Source organism: Kribbella sp. NBC_00382 (genome assembly GCF_036067295.1).
Lineage (GTDB): Bacteria > Actinomycetota > Actinomycetes > Propionibacteriales > Kribbellaceae > Kribbella.
On record NZ_CP107954.1, the window covers coordinates 4,184,390 to 4,203,590 of the forward strand.

General features: G+C 67.9%; 18 protein-coding genes. 9 read left to right on the plus strand and 9 right to left on the minus strand.

From position 1 onward, the window contains the following. Positions 1 to 31: 31 nt before the first annotated feature. Entirely contained in the window at positions 32 to 832 is an 801-nt protein-coding gene (locus tag OHA70_RS20370; protein ID WP_328334914.1) for an endo alpha-1,4 polygalactosaminidase, read from the minus strand. Positions 833 to 1,136: 304 nt separating this feature from the next. Between OHA70_RS20370 and OHA70_RS20375 the strand changes: the two genes are divergently transcribed. The 6 genes from OHA70_RS20375 to OHA70_RS20400 are packed head-to-tail and all read left to right on the plus strand — an operon-like array spanning position 1,137 to position 8,328. Then, entirely contained in the window at positions 1,137 to 2,168 is a 1,032-nt protein-coding gene (locus tag OHA70_RS20375; RefSeq protein WP_328334916.1) for a LacI family DNA-binding transcriptional regulator, read from the plus strand. Further along, positions 2,165 to 3,457, plus strand: coding sequence for an extracellular solute-binding protein (locus OHA70_RS20380; RefSeq protein WP_328334918.1), 1,293 nt, complete (start codon positions 2,165 to 2,167; stop codon positions 3,455 to 3,457). Before OHA70_RS20375 ends, OHA70_RS20380 begins: the two co-directional genes overlap by 4 nt. Continuing rightward, positions 3,454 to 4,356 carry a carbohydrate ABC transporter permease gene (locus OHA70_RS20385; RefSeq protein ID WP_328334920.1) on the plus strand — a complete coding sequence of 301 codons (903 nt, stop codon included), beginning with the start codon at positions 3,454 to 3,456 and terminating at the stop codon, positions 4,354 to 4,356. The genes OHA70_RS20380 and OHA70_RS20385 overlap by 4 nt, the downstream gene beginning before the upstream one ends. Continuing rightward, a complete protein-coding gene (locus OHA70_RS20390; RefSeq protein WP_328334922.1) occupies positions 4,353 to 5,180 on the plus strand; it encodes a carbohydrate ABC transporter permease in 828 nt (275 codons plus the stop codon). The genes OHA70_RS20385 and OHA70_RS20390 overlap by 4 nt, the downstream gene beginning before the upstream one ends. A gap of 20 nt (positions 5,181 to 5,200) precedes the next feature. Continuing rightward, the gene (locus OHA70_RS20395; protein ID WP_328334924.1) at positions 5,201 to 6,259 is read left to right on the plus strand and encodes a glycoside hydrolase family 130 protein; all 1,059 of its coding nucleotides are present in this window, start codon (positions 5,201 to 5,203) and stop codon (positions 6,257 to 6,259) included. Continuing rightward, positions 6,256 to 8,328, plus strand: coding sequence for a hypothetical protein (locus OHA70_RS20400; protein ID WP_328334926.1), 2,073 nt, complete (start codon positions 6,256 to 6,258; stop codon positions 8,326 to 8,328). Before OHA70_RS20395 ends, OHA70_RS20400 begins: the two co-directional genes overlap by 4 nt. Here the strand turns inward: OHA70_RS20400 and OHA70_RS20405 are convergent. The 7 genes from OHA70_RS20405 to OHA70_RS20430 all read right to left on the minus strand — a co-directional run bounded on the left by OHA70_RS20405 (position 8,318) and on the right by OHA70_RS20430 (position 15,907). Further along, on the minus strand, positions 8,318 to 9,610 hold the full coding sequence (locus OHA70_RS20405; protein WP_328334928.1) for an aminoglycoside phosphotransferase: 1,293 nt from the start codon (positions 9,608 to 9,610) through the stop codon (positions 8,318 to 8,320). The two genes, OHA70_RS20400 and OHA70_RS20405, sit on opposite strands and share 11 nt — an antisense overlap. A 10-nt stretch (positions 9,611 to 9,620) precedes the next feature. Next, complete coding sequence (locus tag OHA70_RS20410) at positions 9,621 to 10,313, minus strand: AraC family transcriptional regulator (RefSeq protein ID WP_328334930.1); 693 nt, start codon at positions 10,311 to 10,313, stop codon at positions 9,621 to 9,623. A 31-nt stretch (positions 10,314 to 10,344) separates the two neighbouring features. Further along, positions 10,345 to 11,598 (minus strand): hypothetical protein, encoded by a 1,254-nt coding sequence (locus tag OHA70_RS20415; RefSeq protein ID WP_328334932.1) that lies wholly within the window; start codon positions 11,596 to 11,598, stop codon positions 10,345 to 10,347. Positions 11,599 to 11,693: 95 nt separating this feature from the next. Further along, on the minus strand, positions 11,694 to 12,869 hold the full coding sequence (locus tag OHA70_RS20420; RefSeq protein WP_328334934.1) for a VanW family protein: 1,176 nt from the start codon (positions 12,867 to 12,869) through the stop codon (positions 11,694 to 11,696). Between the two features lie 124 nt (positions 12,870 to 12,993). Then, positions 12,994 to 13,428, minus strand: coding sequence for an Rv3235 family protein (locus tag OHA70_RS39790; RefSeq protein ID WP_442913897.1), 435 nt, complete (start codon positions 13,426 to 13,428; stop codon positions 12,994 to 12,996). 83 nt (positions 13,429 to 13,511) lie between these two features. After that, positions 13,512 to 13,679 carry a hypothetical protein gene (locus tag OHA70_RS20425; RefSeq protein WP_328334936.1) on the minus strand — a complete coding sequence of 56 codons (168 nt, stop codon included), beginning with the start codon at positions 13,677 to 13,679 and terminating at the stop codon, positions 13,512 to 13,514. A gap of 719 nt (positions 13,680 to 14,398) precedes the next feature. Further along, positions 14,399 to 15,907, minus strand: coding sequence for a LysM peptidoglycan-binding domain-containing protein (locus OHA70_RS20430; RefSeq protein WP_328334938.1), 1,509 nt, complete (start codon positions 15,905 to 15,907; stop codon positions 14,399 to 14,401). A 168-nt stretch (positions 15,908 to 16,075) separates the two neighbouring features. Here OHA70_RS20430 and OHA70_RS20435 point away from each other — a divergent pair, with 168 nt between their 5' ends. Then, entirely contained in the window at positions 16,076 to 16,621 is a 546-nt protein-coding gene (locus OHA70_RS20435; RefSeq protein ID WP_328334939.1) for a hypothetical protein, read from the plus strand. Positions 16,622 to 16,799: 178 nt separating this feature from the next. On the opposite strand, the gene OHA70_RS20440 is transcribed toward OHA70_RS20435, so the two are convergent. Further along, complete coding sequence (locus tag OHA70_RS20440; protein ID WP_270132978.1) at positions 16,800 to 17,048, minus strand: helix-turn-helix domain-containing protein; 249 nt, start codon at positions 17,046 to 17,048, stop codon at positions 16,800 to 16,802. Between the two features lie 208 nt (positions 17,049 to 17,256). Here OHA70_RS20440 and OHA70_RS20445 point away from each other — a divergent pair, with 208 nt between their 5' ends. Further along, positions 17,257 to 17,913 (plus strand): SAF domain-containing protein, encoded by a 657-nt coding sequence (locus OHA70_RS20445; RefSeq protein WP_328334945.1) that lies wholly within the window; start codon positions 17,257 to 17,259, stop codon positions 17,911 to 17,913. Continuing rightward, the gene (locus OHA70_RS20450; RefSeq protein WP_328334947.1) at positions 17,913 to 19,175 is read left to right on the plus strand and encodes an AAA family ATPase; all 1,263 of its coding nucleotides are present in this window, start codon (positions 17,913 to 17,915) and stop codon (positions 19,173 to 19,175) included. Before OHA70_RS20445 ends, OHA70_RS20450 begins: the two co-directional genes overlap by 1 nt. Positions 19,176 to 19,201 lie beyond the last annotated feature (26 nt).

The following is a 19,201-nucleotide window of genomic DNA, read 5'->3' on the forward strand; positions in this document are numbered from 1 at the left end:
AACCCCTAGGACTTGGGTTGGGAGGGGGAGATCAGCAGGTCTTGCGGACGTAACCGCTGGTACCTGGGGTGGAGACGTCGACGTCGCGCTGGACGATGCTCAACGTGGATCCGAAGCCGGAGCAGGCCCTGGTGCGGCCGGCGTTGGTGTACTCGATCACGATGACGTTGTTGCCGAAGTAGTCGACGTAGTCACCGCACTCGCTGTACTGACCGCACTCCTCGGCCACCGCGAAGTCCAGGCCGACAGTGGTCCGGTACTGCGCCAGGTCGACGGTGTTCTTCTGCGCGATGGCCAGGTTCTTCACATGCGCGTGGTCGGCCAGCAGCTTCAGGTACGTCCGGGCCTGAGCGGTGGTGATCAGGTTCTTCGAGCGCTCGTAGCTGTCGTAGTTGTCCGGCTCGATCGCCTTGTAGCCCTTGGTCGCGCAGCCGTCGATCCAGCCGTTGACCTTGGCGGCGACCCGGGCGGCCTTGGCGCCCCGGATGTCGAGCAGCGGTTCGCCCCAGTCCTCGTCGATGACGAGCTTGCCGGCGGCGTCGCGGAGCAGCAGGTCGGAGTCCCACTGACCCTGCTCGCCGGGCTGGACCTGGAAGGCGTTCACGTAACAGATGTTGTAGAGGCCGGCGGCAGGGGAGGCGGTGCGGTCGCGGGTGACGACCTGAACGCCGGCGGGCGGCGTGTAGGCGCCACCGATCTGGTAGTCGAACTTGGCGTGGGTGGGCGGGAGGGTGACGGCCGCGTTGGCGGCGGTCGGGGTGAGGGCGGTAGCAGTGGCGATGGCGACGGCCGCGGCGGCCACCATCAGACGGGCGGTTCGGGAACGGGACACGATTTGCTCCATCGGTCCTGGGGACGCGTACCCCGCCTCGGGCCGTCGCCCTGGCGCCTGAAAACCGGACTCCGAACTTCGTTCGCTACCGGCTGGGTGCGTCACTGCAGCGGGGCTGGGAGGCCCGGCGCTGATGGCTTAGTTAAGCGATCAGGTGACGCACCGTCAAGGGAAACTGCAAACGAGTGCGCGGAAACCTGCGGTTAGCGCATTGCCGTGCATCGCCACCGAACCCTTGACGGCGAACGTTTGTACCGGTTTAGTGAGCGATTAAACCGGTTTAAACACTCACCGAGGGACACTGATGAGCAAGGAACGGCCGACGATCGCGGATGTCGCGACCCGCGCAGGCGTTTCCAAGGGCGCGGTCTCCTTCGCGCTGAACGGTCGGCCCGGGCTGGCCCAGACCACTGTCGACCGGATCCTGGCGGCCGCCGACGAACTGGGCTGGCGGCCGAGCAGCCGGGCCCGATCGCTCTCGGTCTCGAAGGCGTTCGCGCTCGGCCTGGTGATCACCAGAGACCCCGGTGTGCTCTCGTCGGACCCGTTCTTCCCGTCCTTCATCGGCGGGGTCGAGAGCGTGCTCGCACCGCGCGGGCAGGCCCTGGTCCTCCAGGTCGTCGCACCCGGCGAGGGTGAGGAAGCGGGGTACAGGCGGCTGGCTCAGGACGGGCGCGTCGACGGGGTCTTCCTCTCCGACCTCCGGCACAACGATCCCCGGATCGACCTGCTGACCTCGCTGGGTCTGCCGGCCGTCACCTTGAACCGTCCCGAGGTCCCATCGCCCTTCCCTGCGGTCTGTCTGGACGACCGGCCGGGCACGATCGCGGTCGTCCAGCACCTGCTCGAGCTCGGCCACCGCCGGATCGCGCACGTCGCCGGTCCGCAGGACTTCGTGCACGCGACCGCACGTACTGAAGCATTCGTCTCCGCTCTCGCCGCGGCAGGTCTGCAGCCTGCCGCGATCGAGACCAGCGACTTCACGGCCGTCGGCGGGACCGAGTCGACCAAGCGGTTGCTCGCCCTGCCGGACCGGCCGACCGCGATCGTCTACGCCAACGACCGGATGGCGATCGCGGGCATGGGCGCAGCGCAACAAGCCGGGCTGCGCGTCCCCGAGGACCTCAGCGTGGCCGGCTTCGACGACAGCGAGCTCGCCGAGTTCGTCCATCCCGGTCTGACCACAGTGCGCGCCGATCCGCACGCCTTCGGCGAAGCGGCCGCACGCACTCTCAACCAGCTCATCGACGGTGACGGGGGCGCAGTACCGGATGTGGAACTGCCGCCCGCTCGCCTGATCATCCGGCGGTCAACCGCCAACCTGGAGGACTCATGAAACGCAAAGTCATGGCCGCTGTACTGGCCTTCGGTCTAGCCGGTACTGCGGCTGCCTGCGGCAGCAGCGGTGGCGGCGGCAATGCCGACGCTGCCGCCCAGGCCAAGGGCGAGATCACCGTCTGGGTGTCGAACAACGCCGAGGAAGTGGCCTGGGGCAAGCAGATGGTGGCTGCTTGGAACGCGGCGCACCCGGACCAGAAGGTGACCGCGCAGGAGATCCCGACCGGCAAGAGCTCCGAAGAGGTCATCGGCGCCGCGATCACCGCGGGCAACGCGCCCTGCCTGATCTTCAACACCTCGCCGGCGTCCGTCTCGCAGTTCCAGAAGCAGGGTGGCCTGGTGGCGCTCGACAGCTTCCCGGACGGCAAGTCGTACGTCGAGGAGCGGTCCGGCAAGGTCGCCGAGCAGTACAAGTCGACCGACGGCAAGTACTACCAGCTGCCGTGGAAGGACAACCCGGTGATGATCTTCTACAACAAGAAGGCCTTCGCCAAGGCGGGTATCGACACGGTGAAGCCGCCGCTGTCGACGTACGACGAGTTCCTCGCCACCTCGCGCAAGCTGGTCGCCACGAAGGCTGCCAAGGTCGCCATCTACCCGGCGCCGAGCAACGAGTTCTACCAGTCCTGGTTCGACTTCTACCCGCTGTTCGCGGCTGAGACCGGCGGCAAGCAACTCGTTGCCGACGGCAAGGCTCAGTTCGCGTCCGAGGAGGGCAAGAAGGTGGCCGGCTTCTGGCGGACGATGTACGCCGACAAGCTCGCGTCGCAGGAGAAGTACACCGGCGACTCGTTCGTCGACGGCACCGCGGCGATGGCGATCGTGGGTCCGTGGGCCATCGCGACGTACAAGGGCAAGGTCGAGTGGGGCGCAGTACCGGTGCCGACGTCGGCCGGTAAGTCCGCGGCCGAGACGTACACGTTCAGCGATGCGAAGAACGTCGCGATGTACTCGGCCTGCAAGAACCGTGGCACGGCGTGGGATGTGCTGAAGTTTGCCACCAGCAAGGAACAGGACGGCAAGCTGCTCGAGGGGACGGGGCAGATGCCGCTGCGCGCTGACGTCGCCGGCACCTACCCGGAGTACTTCACGAAGAACCCCGACTACAAGCAGTTCGCCGACCAGGCCGCCCGGACCGTCGAGGTGCCGAACGTGCCGAACTCGATCACCATCTGGCAGACCTTCCGCGACACCTACTCCAAGTCCGTGATCTTCGGCCAGCAGGACCCGGGCGAAGCCTTCGACGGCGCCGTCCAGAAGGTCGACCAGCTCGCCGCCGGGTCATGAGCCGGCACCGTGGGCTGCTGGCCGGGATCCTGGGCAAGCAGCCGATCGGTACCGCGTTCGTCACGCCGTACGTGGTGTTCCTGGCGGTGATCTTCGCCTATCCGCTCGGCTTCGCGGTCTACATGTCGTTCCACGACTACTTCTTCACCGCGCCCGGCGCGATCGTGGACCGGCCGTGGGTCGGGCTCGCCAACTACGCGACGGTGCTGTCGGATCCGGCGGTACGCCGGTCGTTCGTGAACGTCGGCATCTTCCTGGTGATCAACGTCCCGCTCACGGTCATCCTGTCGCTGGTGCTTGCGTACGCGCTGAACAGCGCGATCCGCTGGCGCACGTTCTTCCGGGTCAGCTACTACGTCCCGTACGTCGCGGCGAGCGTCGCCGTCGTCGGGGTCTGGCTGTTCCTGTTCAACTCCAACGGCCTGGTCAACTCGGTCCTCGGCCCGCTGGCGCCGGATCCGTCTTGGCTGGTCAACTCGAAGCTGGCGATGCCGACGGTAGCGTTGTACGTGACCTGGAAGCAGTTGGGATTCTTCATCCTGCTCTACCTGGCCGCGCTGCAGAACGTGTCGAAGGATCTGTACGAAGCGGCGTCGATGGACGGCGCCGGGCGGCTGAAGTCGTTCTGGAACGTCACCGTGCCGGGGGTGCGGCCGGCCACCACGCTGGTCGTGCTGCTCGCCACGGTGACCGGGGCGAACCTCTTCACCGAGCCGTACCTGCTCACCGGGGGCGGCGGTCCGGACGGGCACTCCGCCTCGCCGGTGCTGATCATGTACCAGAAGGGGATCGAGCAGGGCAATCCTGATGTCGGTTCCGCGATCGGAGTCCTGCTGGTGATCGGCGTACTGCTGCTGGCCCTGGTCGAACGTCGCTTCGTAGGGCGGGAGGACCGATGAGAAAGAGTCCCTTGCGCTTCGTGCTCTTGCTGGTCGGAGCGTTCATCTTCCTGTTTCCCTTCTACTACATGCTGATCGGCTCACTCCAGGCTGAGCCCGACCCCTCGGTCGGGGGTGCCTTCCCGGACCCGTCGAACCTGACCGGCCACAACTACGTCGAGATCAACGCCGCGATCCACCTCGGCAAGTCCCTGCTGAACTCCGGCATCTTCACCGGCGGGGTCATCCTCGGCACGCTCGTCTTCGGAGTGCTGACCGGGTACGCGCTGGCCCGCCTGCAGTTCCGCGGCCGGGGCGCGGTGTTCAACCTGATGCTGCTGGTCCAGGTCGTGCCGTTCCAGCTGCTGACGATTCCGTTGTACGTGATGATCGTCCGCAGCTACGGGCTGGCCGATTCGTACCTCGGCATGATCGCTCCCTTCGCGATCAACTCGACCGCGGTGTTCGTGTTCCGCCAGTACTTCCTGCAGTTGCCGCAGGAGTTGTTCGACGCGGCCAGGATCGACGGCGCCAACGAGCTGAACATCCTGTGGCGGGTGGCGATCCCGTTGGTCAAGCCCGCGTTGCTGACCGGGGTGCTGCTGACCTTCATCGGGCCGTGGAACGAGTTCCTCTGGCCGTTCCTGATCACCAAGCAACAAGACCTGCAGCCGCTGGCGGTCTCCTTGTCGAACTACCTCACCACCGTGTCGGCGCGAGCGGCGAACCCGTTCGGCGCCGTCCTGGCCGGGGCCTGTGTGCTGGCCGCTCCGGCGGTCGGGTTGTTCATCGCCTTCCAGCGTCGCTTCATCTCGTCCAGCCTCGAATCCGGGGTCAAAGGCTAGCTTTTGAAAGGCTTTCCGCTGTGACTGTTCCCTATACATTGACGCGTCTCGGTGTCGTGATGACGCCGGAGCCGGGTAACTCTCTCGAGTCCGAGGGTGTGCTCAACCCGGCTTCCGGCCACACGCCTGACGGACGGTTGTACCTGCTGCCGCGATTGGTTGCCCCAGGCAACGTGTCGCGGGTCGGGCTGGCTTCGGTGGTACTGACTGATGGTGTACCGACGGGGGTTGAGCGCGAGGGCGTAGTACTGGCTCCTGACGAGGGTTGGGAGCGTGGGCTCAACAACGCCGGGGTGGAGGATCCGCGGGTGACGTGGATTCCGTCGCTGGGCAAGCATGTGATGACGTATGTCGCCTATGGGCCCCTGGGGCCGAAGCCGGCGTTGGCGGTGTCGGAGGACCTCCGGACGTGGACCCGGTTGGGGCCGCTGCACTTCGAGTACCAGGCTTCGCTGGACACGGATCTGAACCTGTTCCCGAACAAGGACACGGTGTTCTTTCCTGAGCCGGTGCCTGGGCCGGATGGGACGCCTTGCTACTCGATGCTGCATCGGCCGATGTGGGATCTCGGGTGGTTCCGCGAAGGGGAGGGCGTGCATCTGCCGGCTGGGGTGACTGACGACCGGCCGGGGATCTGGGTGTCGTTCGTGCCCGTCTCGGAGGTCGAGCGTGATCTGCGGAACCTCGTGCATCTGCGGTCGCACACCCTGGTGGCGATGTCGGAGTTTGCTTTTGAGGAGCTCAAGATCGGCGCGGGGCCGGCGCCGCTGCGGGTGCCGGAGGGGTGGCTCGTGATCCATCACGGGGTGACGGGGGAGCAGCCGCAGGGATTCGACCCGACGACGCAGAAGGTCAGCTATGCGGCCGGTGCGCTTTTGCTGGATCCGCTGGATGTGACGCGGGTGCTGGATCGTACGGCCGAACCGATCCTGGTGCCGGAGACCGAGGAAGAGCGGATCGGCACGGTCGGCAACGTTGTTTTCCCCACCGCCATCGAAGAGGTCGACGGTGTCCACTACGTCTTCTACGGCATGGCCGACGCGAAGATCGGTGTTGCCAGACTGGATCGATTGACATGACCGTCACCCGCCGCACCGTTCTCGGCGGATCCCTCGCCGCCGCCGCTGTTACTGCTACTGGCGCTGCCGCCAGCGCTTCAACCGCTGCCTCCACCTCCGCTCCTGCCGGTGCTGCTCTGTCTGGCGCGGCAGTTGCGTCGTCTGGCCTCACGAACCTTGCCCATCTCGACTACCTCGGTGCTGTCGTCTCACCGCCTTTGGCTGCTGGCCACTCGACCTACGGGTCGGGCCCGGTGGGCGTGTTGTGGACCTATGCGGACCACCGCGACGATGGCTCCTATGCCCGCGTCGGTGGCGGCGCATACGACCCTGCCACCAACACCTACGGCCAAGGCGCCTTCAACGCCGACGACCTAGCCCGGGCCGCCGTCGTCTACCTGCGTCACTTCAAGCTCCGCGGCGACGCCCACAGCCGGGCCGCGGCGTACGGGCTGTTGCGCGGGTTGACGTTCCTGCAGACGGCTACCGGGGCTAACGCCGGCAATGTGGTGCTGTGGATGCAGCCGGACGGCACGCTCAACCCCAGTGCCGACCCGGTGGAGCTGCCTGACCCATCGGACTCAGGTCCGGCGTACTGGCTGGCCCGCACGGTCTGGGCGCTGGGGGAGGGCTATGCCGTCTTCAAGTCGGTTGACCCCGGGTTTGCTGCCTTCCTCCGTCAGCGACTCGAGTTGGCTATCGCTGCCCTAGAACGACAGGTACTGGTCCACTACGGCACCTGGAACGTCGTCGACGGCCGCCGCGTACCGGCGTGGCTAATCGTGGCCGGCGCCGACGCCACCTCCGAGGCAGTGCTCGGGCTGGCTGCCTATGTGGGTGCGGGCGGCGGTTCTGCCCGAGCACGGCGTGCGCTGGAGCGCTTCGCTGAAGCGGTGGCGGCTATGGCTGCCGGGGACACCCAGACCTGGCCGTTCCGTGCGCTGCTCCCGTGGGGCGAATCGATCTCTGATTGGCACGCCTGGGGCGCCCAGATGCCCTCCGCCCTGGCCGCCGCCTCGTCCGTACTCCGCAAGCCGCGCCTCCTCGACCCCGCCATCGGCGACGCGGCCGGCTTCACCCCGCTGCTCATGACCGCGGGCGGTCCCGACAACGGCTGGCTCCCTGCGCCGATCGACCGGACTCAGATCGCTTATGGCGTTGATGCGCGACTGCAAGCACTACTCGGAGTCGCATCCGCGGCCAACCGCCCCGGCCTCCGCCAGGTCGCCGCCTTCGTCGGAGCCTGGTACTTCGGCGCGAACCGCGCCGGCACCGCCATGTACGACACGGTGACCGGCCGGACGTACGACGGCATCTCCGCCGAAGGAGTCGTCAACCGCAACTCCGGCGCCGAATCCACCATCCACGGCCTACTCTCCATGCTGGCTCTGGATGCCCACCCGACTGTGGCTGCCCAGGCGCGGACCCTGGGCCCCGCCACCCGCACCCTGGCCGGCCTACACACGGTCGAAGCCGAGTCGGGGGTGCTCTCCAACGGCGCAACAGTCGTCACTCCGCCGTCCCCCTGGACCGGCGAATCCCAATGGAGCAACAACTCCTACGTAGCCTTCCCCGCCGGCAGCACAGCCCAATGGACTCTCCCCGCAAGTGATCAGCCGCAACTGGCTCTACCCATCGTCGACGTGGTACCAGACCGCCAAGTCGGCCGAACTACTTGGACTGCCAACGCCCACCCCCTGGGCACCATCAACCACGGCGCCGGCGGCCCCCAAGGCGTTTCCGCCGCCCCCGGCGCCCTACTCCCACGCACCCTCCCCACGTACCTCCCGGCGGGTGCCACCAACCTCACCGCAAGCGCAACGGCCGCCCCGACCTCCAGCGCCCCCACCACCCTGCGCGTGGACGCAGTTCTGCTTTTGCCTTTGATCTCCCGGCTCCAACTGTCCTCGGCGATCCTGCTCACGAGCGTGGACACCCACCCGCGCTCGCACGCGGTAACCGTCGGATCCGCCCGCCGCAGTACCGTCTCCGCCTACGACAAGTCCGGTGCCCTCAAAACCCGCTTCACCACCACGGCGCGGACCTTCAACGCCCCCGTCCAAGCCGGAGGCTTCACCGTCATCCTTTGAGCGCCTCAGCACACCAGTCGGCAACGAACTTCAGCGCGATCCCCCGCTGCTGAAAGAGCTGCCGGCTGTCAGCCTCCTGGTGATAAGCCTTGTGAGACGAGTCGGACGCCCGCCCGAGCAACCCGGGCAGGAGCCAGGCGTACTTGACGGCCGCCGCCATCACAGCCCGTCGTACGACGTCCGCCTCGCCTCGCCAGCCACCTTCCCGAAGCCCCTCGAGATAGCTCTCGATGCAGGTCTCGGCCAGCTCAGGCAACCGCTCAGCCGGCCAGAACAGATCGAAGACCGCGTCGGGAATGTGGTTCCCGATGTCCTCCCTAAGCGCTCCATCCCCACAGAAAGCCCAATCCAGCAAGGCGATCTCGCCATCCTCTCGCCGGATCGCATTGCACACCCACAGATCCAGATGACACCCAGCCCGCGGCGCCTGCTCGACGATCGTCAACAACTCGTCCCGCTGAGCAACGACCCGCTCCCACCCCTCCCGAAGCCCCGCCGGCCAGTTCTCAGCCACCAACGGCTGCCTCCACGCCGCATCGTCGTACAGCAAGTTCCACGGAACCTCACGAGTAGTCGAGTACTCCCGCAAAAACCCAACCGACGTCCACGGACGTACCACCGCCGGCCGAGCCTGCCACCGCCCAACAGCCCGAGCCAACGCAGCATGATCCTCCAGCCCGAACTCCGTGCCCGCCCGTCCAGCCACGTCCTCCAGGTAAAGCACCGCACCCCCGTCAACCTCCTCAACCTCGCCCCCTGGCAACACCAACCCAGTGCCAAGCAACTGCGCACGCACCTCATCGTCCAGGTAGACATCAGCCTCCCGCCGCCAGTAGTTCCAATGCCGAGGATCCGTAGACGCCGCCCAAGACCGAACACCCGCCCCCGCAGCGCCCGACGTCGTCCCACCCGCTCCCGCACCCGCTCCCGGCCCCGCAGCGCCCGACGTCGTCCCACCCGCTCCCGCACCCGCTCCCGGCCCCGCAGCGCCCGACGTCGCCCCGCCCGCTCCCGCACCCGCTCCCGGCCCCGCAGCGCCCGACGTCGCCCCGCCCGCTCCCGAACCCGGCCCCGCTGCGCCCGATTCCGCCCCACCCGGGGCCGATCGCGGCCGCTCCTCATCCACCCCCGCCGCGCCCGCCTCTTGCACAGGCTGGCGGAGTTCCTTGCGGATGTACGTGCTGCCGTCTTCGTGGGTGATGCGTTCGACGGTTGCGGTGACTGCGTTCAGTGGGTTGTGGCGGAGCGTCGTGGCAGTTCCCGGCTCGCGCGAAAGGCTCATGGAGCGATTGTCAGGCCAGCAGAGTCCGTGGTGGCACCCCGGCCAACGCCTTCACGTCGCGGGTGAAGTGCGCCTGATCCGCGTACCCGGTCCGCGCCGCCACCTCCGCGAGCGACAGCCCCGCCCGCGCCCGCTCCAGCGCGAGATTCAGCCGCAGTACCCGATCCAGCATCTTCGGCCCATACCCGAACGCATCCAGGCACCGCCGATACAACTGCCGCTCACTCAACCCCACGCTCCCAGCCAGAGCCCGTACTCCGACCCCGCGCCGAACGCCCCGCAGCACCTGACCCACCAACCGATCAGGCGCCTGATCGAACAGCCCACCCGCCGCCTCCTCCAACGCCAGCCCCGGATCGGCAGCCCGCCCGATCCGATCAGCCAGCCGCCGACTCCGCCCCGGCGACCAGATGTCGGCCAACGGTACGAGCGAATCCAGCACCTCCCGAGCCGGTACTCCGAAAAACCCCGGCGCTGTCCCCGGCGCAAACCTCAACCCAGCAATCCGGATCCCCGCCTCGGCGGCGCCCACATGCGCATGGCTGTCAGGCCCAGCTACCGCCAGTTCGCCCTCGATCCAGAGCAGGTCCATGCAGCCGTCGGGCAACACCCGATACGCGTCGCCATCGGCAGTACGGGTCCACAACACAGCACCGGGCAGCGTCGCCGCCCGCTCCCGGTAAACCCCTACGTCCAATCCCACAGCCCGAGTCTGCAACCCGGCACCGACATTTTCACGACGGGACGGTCCAGAGGGTGTCGGTGAAGGTGATCGCGCGGTAGTACGTCGGGACGTTCTGGGCGCCGAAGGGGGAGTCGTAGGTGACTTTGAGATCGACCCGCCAGCCGCCGACGTACGCACTGTGGGAGTGGCCGTCGAGGTGCTCACCGATCCACTTCTTCACGTCCGGTACCCCACCGCCTTGCACCAGCCCGAACGCGGTATCGACCGTGTCCTGGAACGCCTTCTTCGTCGTCGCTGTGTTCGCGTCCTTGGCCTTGTCGTCCGCGCCGACCAGCAGATAGGTCAGCTCGTCCGAACGCAGCCCCGTGGTGGTCATCACCGACAGCCGGCCCTTGCCGCCGCGGTAGGTCCCGTTGCAGTCCGCGTCTCCGGAGGTACAGGTGAATCCCTTCGCGGTCAGGCCGTCCGCGACTGTCGCAGGCGTGGTGTTCATCTGCACAGACGGCACGGTGAGCGGATTGGCGCCGGACTTCGCGGCACTCAGCGTCGATCCGCTGGCACCGTCCCGCACCTTGTACTTCCCCCAGCTCCCGTCGAACTCCGCCTGATCCGTCGTCGCCAACTGAGCCACCGCTGCTTTGACCTTGGCCCCGTCCGCGTCGAACACGACTGGCGCAACCGCAGCCACCGCCCGAGGCAGCGTGGTCACCGCTTCCCCGTCCGCGTCACTGACGGCCTTGGCGTTGAGCCCGATCACAGTGCCGTCGGCGGCGTACTGGAAGAGCACCTCAATCGAGGTGATCCCTTTCTCCGACCAACTGAAGCACCCAGCCTGCCCACCCCCGGCCAGGGTGAACCGCACACTGCAGTCCATCCCCTTGTCCGTCAGGGCATCCGTGAGCTCCTTCGCCTGCCCAGTGGTAGTCCCGCCAACCGTTGCCACGTTGGGCCCAGCCGCAGGCGCAGTACCCCCGCTGCCCCGGTTATTAACCACCAGCACCACCACGACCAGCAGAGCAACCACCAAGGCGATCGCCGCAACCCCAACCCCAACCCCAACCACCACACCACTCAACCGCCGCCGCCCCGGCCCCGGCGGATACCCACCCGTCCCACCCGGGTACTGCCCCTGTTGACCCGGTCCACCCGGGTACTGCGCCGGAGCACCCGATTGACCCGGCCCACCGGAGTACGGCCCTGGGCCGTAGGGGCCGGGTGCTTGCTGTGGGCCCCCATACGGTGGCGGGTCGGGGTACGGCTGCTGTGGTTGCTCCGGCTGACCAGGTGGGCCGTACGAGGACATGCAGGATCCTTCTCCCGAGAGACTGTGAAGCCTCCCGAAGATACCGCCGCCCAAGGTCGCCTACCGGCCGAAACCACTCGGACCGGCCAATCAGATCAACTGGCAGGCGGGTACTGCCGGAGATCGACGTCGATCACATCCACACCAGTCGGCATGTACTTGACCAGGGCAACGTTCTCCTTGATCAACTCCTCACCGATCGGCGAACCCGTCCGACGATCGATCACCGTGCGCCAGATCTCGTTCCGACGGAAGTACTCACTCCCGGCCCGCAAGAACCGCTCCCCGCGAGCGAACACCCGGTACGACGAACTCGTCGACTCCTCCGCCAGGATCTCGCCTTCCAGGTACCGTTCGCCGACCCCGACGCGGAGCTGGAACGTCTGGTCGGTGTCGTTGCGGAACTGCAGATCCACATAGTTGTAGACGATGCTGCAGCCGACTCCCCACGGCAGTACGCGGCCTTTGTCCGGGAACGGGTCGAAGCTGTGGTTCGACCGCTGCGTCACCGTGAGCGGTGAGTGCAGCACCATCCAGTGCAGCAGATTCGCGAGCTGGCAGATCCCGCCGCCGATGCCGGGCTTCGCCTGGCCGTTCGACAGCCGCATGCCCTTCACATACCCCTTGCGCCGCGTCGCATTGCCGACCAGCTTGTTGAACGAGAACGTCTCACCCGGCTTGATCAACACCCCGTCGACCTGCGCGCAGGCGAGCTTCAGGTTGGTCACCTTGTTGTGCTGCATCCACATCTCGGTCTCCCCGAGCTGCCGCAACAGCAACGACTTGTGCCGCTTCACCCGAACCGGCAGATCCACCGCCCGCCTGTCCCGCGCGTACGCCGTACTCGACCGCATCCACTCGATCCGCCGCCGCACCCGGTGGTACCGAACCGCCACCGGATAAAGCGCAGGCACCCGCTGCGACCACCGTTGCCCCCCACCCCGAGGCAACAACCGAGCCAATTCCGCCGGCGTCAACTCATCCCGCTCATCCAGCCCACCGCCGGTCTCCAGCCGCCCTGCCTCGTCCGACTGCAATTCATCGGCAGCTTCGAGTGCGCTTGTGGACTCCGACGCTGCAAGCAAGTCGGACGTGATGGAGTCCGACGCTGCAGGCCGGTCGGCCATGGTGGAGTCCGGTGCTGCAAGCAAGTCGGCGCTGGTGGAGCCGGGTGCTGCAAGCAGGTCGGTGGTGGTGGAGTCCGGTGCTGCAGGCATGTCAGCTGTGGTGGTGTCCGTGATGGACAGGGTGCTGGTGGTGCGCTTCTGCATTCGTTCCCCCGGAACGGACTGGATCGATCCCCCTGACCGATCTGGCAACGCTAAGCCCAGTCGTACGACAGCTCCGTGACAGCCGGTGCACGATCGGGTTGCACCGGATATGACGCCACGAGTGTCAGCCAAGTTCGAGAGCCGTGCAGATCCACCGATTTCGGTGCACCTCCAGCCGAAGCGCCATCGCCCGGGAGCGATCCCCGTACCTGACATGGGCGGAGACTTCAGCGACCTCGGTGGCCGGCGCGAACACGTGAACCGACCGCACCGCGCTGCGTTCCTTGGAGCTGCGCCCGGTCGCGGTCGTGGTCAGCCCAAGCACACGAACCCGCCGATTGAGATCGCTGAACACAACCGTGTCGGTAAACCGAATCAACTGCCCAATCGGCCGATCCCCAGCCAGCACTTCAGCGACAGCCTGCACCAGCCGAGTAGCCCAGGCATGCGCATCCGGCAACGACGGCCCAGTAGGCACCAACCGCAACACAGGCGGAGCCGGCACCGGATGAAGCTCCGGCACCTCCTCATACCGAAGCGCCAACGCCCCCTGCGTCATAGGCCCACCCGCCCTCCCCGCCCCGGCCGCATAAGCCAGCCGCCGCACCGCCAACACATCCCCAGTACCGTCCGGCGTACTACTCAGCTGACGCCCCCCAGCCACCACCCCCTCGCCACCTGCACAATCCCCGTCAACCACTCCACCCCGGCCAACTGCAACGTCCCGGCCAGCCGCTCCGTCTCGGCCAACTGCACCGTCCGCATCAGCCGCTCCGTCCGGGCCAGCCGCTTCGCCCTGGCCAGCAGCACCCTCCTCGGTCACCACCCCTTTGCCAGCAGAGCCCTTCCCGTCAGCCGCTACGTCCCGGCCGGCTGCACGGTCTCCGCCAGCCTCTCCGTCCCGGCCAGTTGCGCCTTCCCCGCCGGCAGCACCTTCGGCATCAACAGCACCCCTCGCGCCCGGAGCACCCTTCGTGCCGACCCCGGGTGCTGCACCGCCGCGGGTTCCTACGGTGGCGCTCGCGCTCTTGGTGGCAGGGGCATCGGTGGCAGAGAGGGCCCGCGGTGCCGCCAGCGCACCGGCAGGCCGACTGGCGGTAGCCCGATGAAGCTCGGTCGCCGAGACCGCATTGGTTGCCGGGATCCCGTCGGTATGGCGGGGGTCCGTTGCCGCGTGGGTAGCCGTGAGCTGGGTGGTGTTGGTTGCCCGGGTGGCGCTGGGTTGAGGCGAGTCCGCGGGCGGGACGGCGTTGCGTGGGCGGGGAGCCGTGGCCGGCTGGGTGGCTGTGCCTGTGGGCTGAGTGGTGCCGGTTGCCGGGACAGCGTTGGCTTGGCGGACGCCTGTTGCCCGCTGGGCGACGTTGGGTTGGGTGGTGTTGGTTGCTCGGGTGGAGTCGGGCTGAGGCGAGTCCGCGGGCGGGACAGCGTCGCGTTGGCGGGGAGCTGCGGCCGGCTGGGCGCTGGTGGTTCGGGTGGTGTCGGTTGCCGGGAGGGGGTGGACGGGGGCGAGGTTCGGGGGGTTGCTCATGTCACTTCTCCTGGTGGGTTGGCGGCACGGGGTGGGTGGGTGCTGGTGGGGTGAGGACCTGGCCGGGGAGGATGTGGTTGGGGTTGGGGCCGATCTGTTGGCGGTTGGCCTCGTACCACTGGGGCCAGCGGGCTGCGATGGCTTCGTCGGATGCGTGGGGGCCTAGTTCGGCGGCGGCGATGGTCCACAGCGAGTCGTCTGTTTTGACCACGTGCGAGGCAGCGCGCGCGAGCCGGCCGGACTGCAGGTGGGTGTACCGAGTAGGAGCTCCGCTGGTGGGCCGATCTGGCACCGCCACCTCGCCACGCCGCCCGGTCTCTGGCGCTCCGGGGCGGTCGGTGGTGGGGTGGGTGTTCGCCGGTACTCCGGTACGCCCGGTGGCCGAGTGGCCGGTTTGCGGTGCGCCGGTGCGGCTGGTGGTCGGGTGGGTGTTCGTCGGTACTCCGGTACGGCCCGTGGCGGGGTGAGTGGTCTCGGGTACTCGGCCATGTCCCGGGGAGGGGTGGCCGGTCGCCGGCACATCGGTGGGGGCCGTCGTGGGGTGGGCGGTCTTCGATGGGGCGGTGCGGCCGGGTGCGGGGTGTTCGGGGTTGGCCGGTGCTGCGATGCGGTCGGTGGGCGTGTGCTGCCTGATGGGTGTGTTGGTCCGAATTGCTGGCTTGGTGTGTTGCTCCGGTTTGCCGGTGCTCGCAGGGGAGGCCGGCTTGGTGGCTGCAGGAGTGCCCGGCGTTGTGGCGGAGGGGGTAGCTGGCTTGGCGGTTGGCTGGGGGGCCGGTTGGGCCGGTTGGGGTGGCTGGTTGGCGTGGGCTTGCGACGGGGGTGCGGGGGTGGTTGGGACAGCTAGCTGGAGGGAGGACGGCTTTTCGGGGGTTCGCCAGTTGGTGGGGGTTTCGTCGGTGATCTCGACGGTCGAGCGGGGCTCGACTGCGCTCCAGGGGCGAGCTCCGGCTGGCGTCCCAGTCGTCCCGGTCGTCCGCGTGGCTCGGGGGGCCATGGACTGGCCGGTTGCTGAGGCGGGGGCGCTTGAGGTGAGCGGGTGGGGTGAGGGGGTGGGGCGGAGCTGGATTGTGGATTGAGGTTCGACGTTGTCCCAGGGGCGGGCGCCGGTACCGGCATCGGCGGTGGTGCCTAGGGCGGTGGGTTGGTGGGAGTGGGCGGGGGTGGGGGTGGCGTGGGCTACGCCGATGGTGAGGGGGGTTACGGCTGCCACGCCTAAGGCGGAGCGGAGGAGGGTTCGGGAGCTGGCTGAGGTGATGCGGCCGGCTACCAGGGAGGCGCTGCGGCCGATGGCGCCGGGGGCTTGTTCAAGAACCGTCGCCAGTACGGCGACTACTAGCCAGCAGTACGCGACCCACGCGACCGCGCCGATGGCGATCGAGGCCATCGAGATCAGGTCTTGGGCGGTGGCGGCCTCGAGCGAGCCCGCGGTGACCCAGTGCAGGAGGAGGCCGAGGCCGGCCAGTGCGCCTAGCGCGATCAGGCTCTTCAGTCCACGGATCGTCGTATTCATCCGTTTTGGCCTCCAACCTATGAGTTTGCGTGAGTTTGCTTTGGCTTGATCAATATAGACCTGACTAGACCGGCTTTGGCAAGTCGAAATAGGCCAGTTGGTGTCACAGAGTGCGAAGAAGGTTGACGGAGAGTGGCAGTGGCCGCTCGGCCGGGTAGGTTCACCGGCATGCGTCTGGAAGCCCTGTTCGAGGACCTGGAGTCACAGTTCGAGGCCCTGCAGGACGGCGATCTGTACGGCGAGGTGGCGGACCGGATCCGCGCCGAGGTCGGCAAGATCACCGTGCTGGACCGGCTGCGGGGTGCCGTCGGGACGGTGATTCGGGTGGAGCTGAGGCATGCCGAGCCGGTGCAGGGCACGCTCAGCCGAGTCGGCAAGGACTGCTTGCTGCTGGAGGCGGAGCGCTACGAGGAGTGGCTGATCCCCGATACCGCGCTCACTGGGATCCACGGGCTCGGGCCGTTCGCGGAGCCGGCCGAAGGGGCTGTCGCCGCCAAGCTCGGGCTCGCGCATCTGCTACGGGGGATCGCCCGGGACCGTTCACCGGTGACGCTGTTCTGCGGCGGCAATCCGATCACCGGCACGATCGACCGGGTCGGCGCCGACTTCCTCGAGATCGCAGAGCATGCACTCGACGCCCCACGCCGGCGTACCGAGGTCTACAACTCGCGCCTCGTCCCCACCCAGGCCCTGGACGCAGTCCGCCGCCGCTGAACCCCGCCCCGACGCCGAACGTCCGCCGCAGCCCGGAGCGCGTCGACCTCGGGCGACTTTGTGCTCGATGTGAGCGTTTCCGCCTGCCTCAAACACTCAGGTCGAGCACAAAGTGGAGGTAACGACGCGGGCGGGGCGGAGGTGGGGGCGGGGCGGGGTGGGGGCGGAGCGGGTGGGGTTAGAGCTGGGCGTCTTCGCTGGTCTCGGCTTCTTCGCCGAAGGGGTGGGAGTCGATGAACTGCTTGGTCTCGGTGTAGAGCCGCTCGATGTACTTCTCCAGCTCGGTCGACTCCACCCGCCACTGGCCGCGGCCGCCGATCTTCACCGCCGGGATGTCGCCGCGACGGACCAGTGCGTAGACCTGGTTGGCCGAGATGTTCAGGACCTCCGCGACATCGGACAGCTGGAGGAAGCGTGGTGCCGGCATACGCGCTAGGTCCCTTCAAGAAGTCGGTTGCTTCAGTTTGCCACGGTTGGCATCCGGATGAGCCTGTTTGTCCCCAGGCGCCGCCGACCTGTGGATGACGTTGAACGCCGGACCGCCGGACACGGCAGAATGTCGGTCGCCAAGGGCACTGAGCGCGACCGCCCGCAATCAATTGGTGACCGATGCAATCGAAACTGGGGAGTTCCGAGTGGCCGACAGTCCTGTGCTGCGGAGTGGGTTCGCGGCGCCGTCAACGCCGACCGTGCGGACCCGGCGGGCGCGCTGGAAGGACGGCCGGCTGCTGCTCGGCGTACTGCTGGTCGCGATCACCGCGCTGGCCGGCGCCAAGCTGCTGTCCGCAGCCGACGACACCACCGCCGTCTGGGCCGCCAAGCGCGACCTGCCGATCGGCCAGACGCTCACCGGCGACGACCTGACCACCGTCAACGTCCGCTTCACCAGTGATGCCGCATCCAGCCAGTACGTCACCGCCGACGCGGATCTCAAGGGCATGATCGTCACCAGGCCCGTCACCAAGGGACAGTTCGTCCCGCGCGACGCCGCGACCCCCAAGACGGACAGCGAGCGCACGGAGCTGCCATTGTCGATCGCAACCGGCCACCTCCCGTCCGACACCGCAGTGGGCGACCACGTCGACGTCTGGGTGGTCACGAAGGAGCAGCCCGCCAGGATGCTCTGGCCGGAGGTCCGCGTAGTACAGGTCGACCAGGTAAAGGGTGTATCGGGCAGCTCGGCTCGCAGGCAGGTGCTGATCGCCCTCGACGCCAAGGACCTCACCAAGCTGCCCGCAACCCTGGCCCTGCTCAACAACGGCGAGCCCGTGCTCATCCGGCGGGGTAGCTGATGTCCCTCCCCGTACTGCTCGCAGTCACCGGCGCGCCCTGGGAAGCAGACGTCGTACGCCGAGCCGAACGGGCCAGCGGCATCCGGGTAGTCCGCCGATGCGTCGACATCGCCGACGTGATGGCCGCGGCCGCCAGCGGGCAAGCCCGAGCCGTCGTACTCGCAGAAGACCTCCCCAGGTTGACGTCCGACGCAGTGGCCGCTCTCCACGCCCGCCACATCGCAGTAGTCGCCCTGGTCGACCCCTCCGACAACGGCGAACCCTCGGGCGCCGAAGACCGCCTGAGCCGGATGGGCATCGAGCGGATCCTCCCCGCTGACGTCAGCGCGGACGACCTCGGCCGGGCGATCATCGACGCGGTGGAGTCAGGCCCGCCGGCCACCGTCTCCCATTTCGCCGGCGGCTTCGTACCGTTCAACAGCGAGTCCCCGCCCAACCCCGAGCCCTACGGTCAGGGCACTGGCCGGGTCATCGCGGTCTGGGGCCCGACTGGCGCGCCTGGCCGCAGTACGGTCGCCGTAGGTCTTGCAGCAGAGCTCGCAGCGCGGCAAATCCCCACATTGCTGGCCGACGCCGATGTGTACGGCGGCACAGTGGCCCAGCTGCTCGGCATGCTCGACGAGACCTCAGGCCTGGCCGCAGCGGCCCGCTCCGCCAGCGGCGGCTCGCTAGATGTCGCCGTGCTCGCCAGGCACGCCAGGCAGGTCGGACCTAACCAGCTAGTACTCACCGGCCTCAGTCGTGCCGACCGGTGGACCGAGCTGCGGCCCACTGCGGTCGAGTCGGTCTGGTCGACGGCCCGGATGCTCGCACCCTGCACGGTGATCGACGCGGGCTTCTGCATCGAGAGCGACGAGGAGATCTCCTTCGACACGCTCGCGCCCCGCCGCAACGGCGCCACTCTGGCAACGCTCGAAGAGGCCGACGAGGTGGTCGTGGTCGGGACGGCCGACCCGGTCGGCCTCACCCGGCTGATCAGGTCGCTGCACGAGCTCAGGGCAGCCGTACCGTCGGTCACGACCCGGGTAGTGGTCAACAGGGTTCGCTCAGGGTCGCTCGGGAGCTCCCCGGCCGACGCCGTGACCGAAGCCCTGACCCGGTACGCCGGAGTTGAGCCCGCCGCGTTCCTCCCCTTCGACCAGGCGGCAGCAGACGCCGCCCTGTCGCACGGCCGGAGCCTGGTGGAGGCGGCGAAATCCAGCAAGCTCCGTAAGGGAATGCAGCAGCTGGCAGCCGGGGTAGTCAGGGATCTGTTCAGTTGAAGATGGGGGTTAACCCCACCGACAAC

Bases quoted from the DNA above. Each gene is read 5' to 3' on its own strand.
- OHA70_RS20380 (WP_328334918.1), top strand. From the start codon at position 2,165: ATGAAACGCAAAGTCATGGCCGCTGTACTGGCCTTCGGTCTAGCCGGT.
- OHA70_RS20405 (WP_328334928.1), bottom strand. From the start codon at position 9,610: ATGAGCCTTTCGCGCGAGCCGGGAACTGCCACGACGCTCCGCCACAAC.
- OHA70_RS39790 (WP_442913897.1), bottom strand. From the start codon at position 13,428: ATGACGCAGGGGGCGTTGGCGCTTCGGTATGAGGAGGTGCCGGAGCTT.
- OHA70_RS20375 (WP_328334916.1), top strand. From the start codon at position 1,137: ATGAGCAAGGAACGGCCGACGATCGCGGATGTCGCGACCCGCGCAGGC.
- OHA70_RS20390 (WP_328334922.1), top strand. From the start codon at position 4,353: ATGAGAAAGAGTCCCTTGCGCTTCGTGCTCTTGCTGGTCGGAGCGTTC.
- OHA70_RS20450 (WP_328334947.1), top strand. From the start codon at position 17,913: ATGTCCCTCCCCGTACTGCTCGCAGTCACCGGCGCGCCCTGGGAAGCA.
- OHA70_RS20430 (WP_328334938.1), bottom strand. From the start codon at position 15,907: ATGAATACGACGATCCGTGGACTGAAGAGCCTGATCGCGCTAGGCGCA.
- OHA70_RS20440 (WP_270132978.1), bottom strand. From the start codon at position 17,048: ATGCCGGCACCACGCTTCCTCCAGCTGTCCGATGTCGCGGAGGTCCTG.
- OHA70_RS20400 (WP_328334926.1), top strand. From the start codon at position 6,256: ATGACCGTCACCCGCCGCACCGTTCTCGGCGGATCCCTCGCCGCCGCC.
- OHA70_RS20420 (WP_328334934.1), bottom strand. From the start codon at position 12,869: ATGCAGAAGCGCACCACCAGCACCCTGTCCATCACGGACACCACCACA.
- OHA70_RS20385 (WP_328334920.1), top strand. From the start codon at position 3,454: ATGAGCCGGCACCGTGGGCTGCTGGCCGGGATCCTGGGCAAGCAGCCG.
- OHA70_RS20415 (WP_328334932.1), bottom strand. From the start codon at position 11,598: ATGTCCTCGTACGGCCCACCTGGTCAGCCGGAGCAACCACAGCAGCCG.
- OHA70_RS20435 (WP_328334939.1), top strand. From the start codon at position 16,076: ATGCGTCTGGAAGCCCTGTTCGAGGACCTGGAGTCACAGTTCGAGGCC.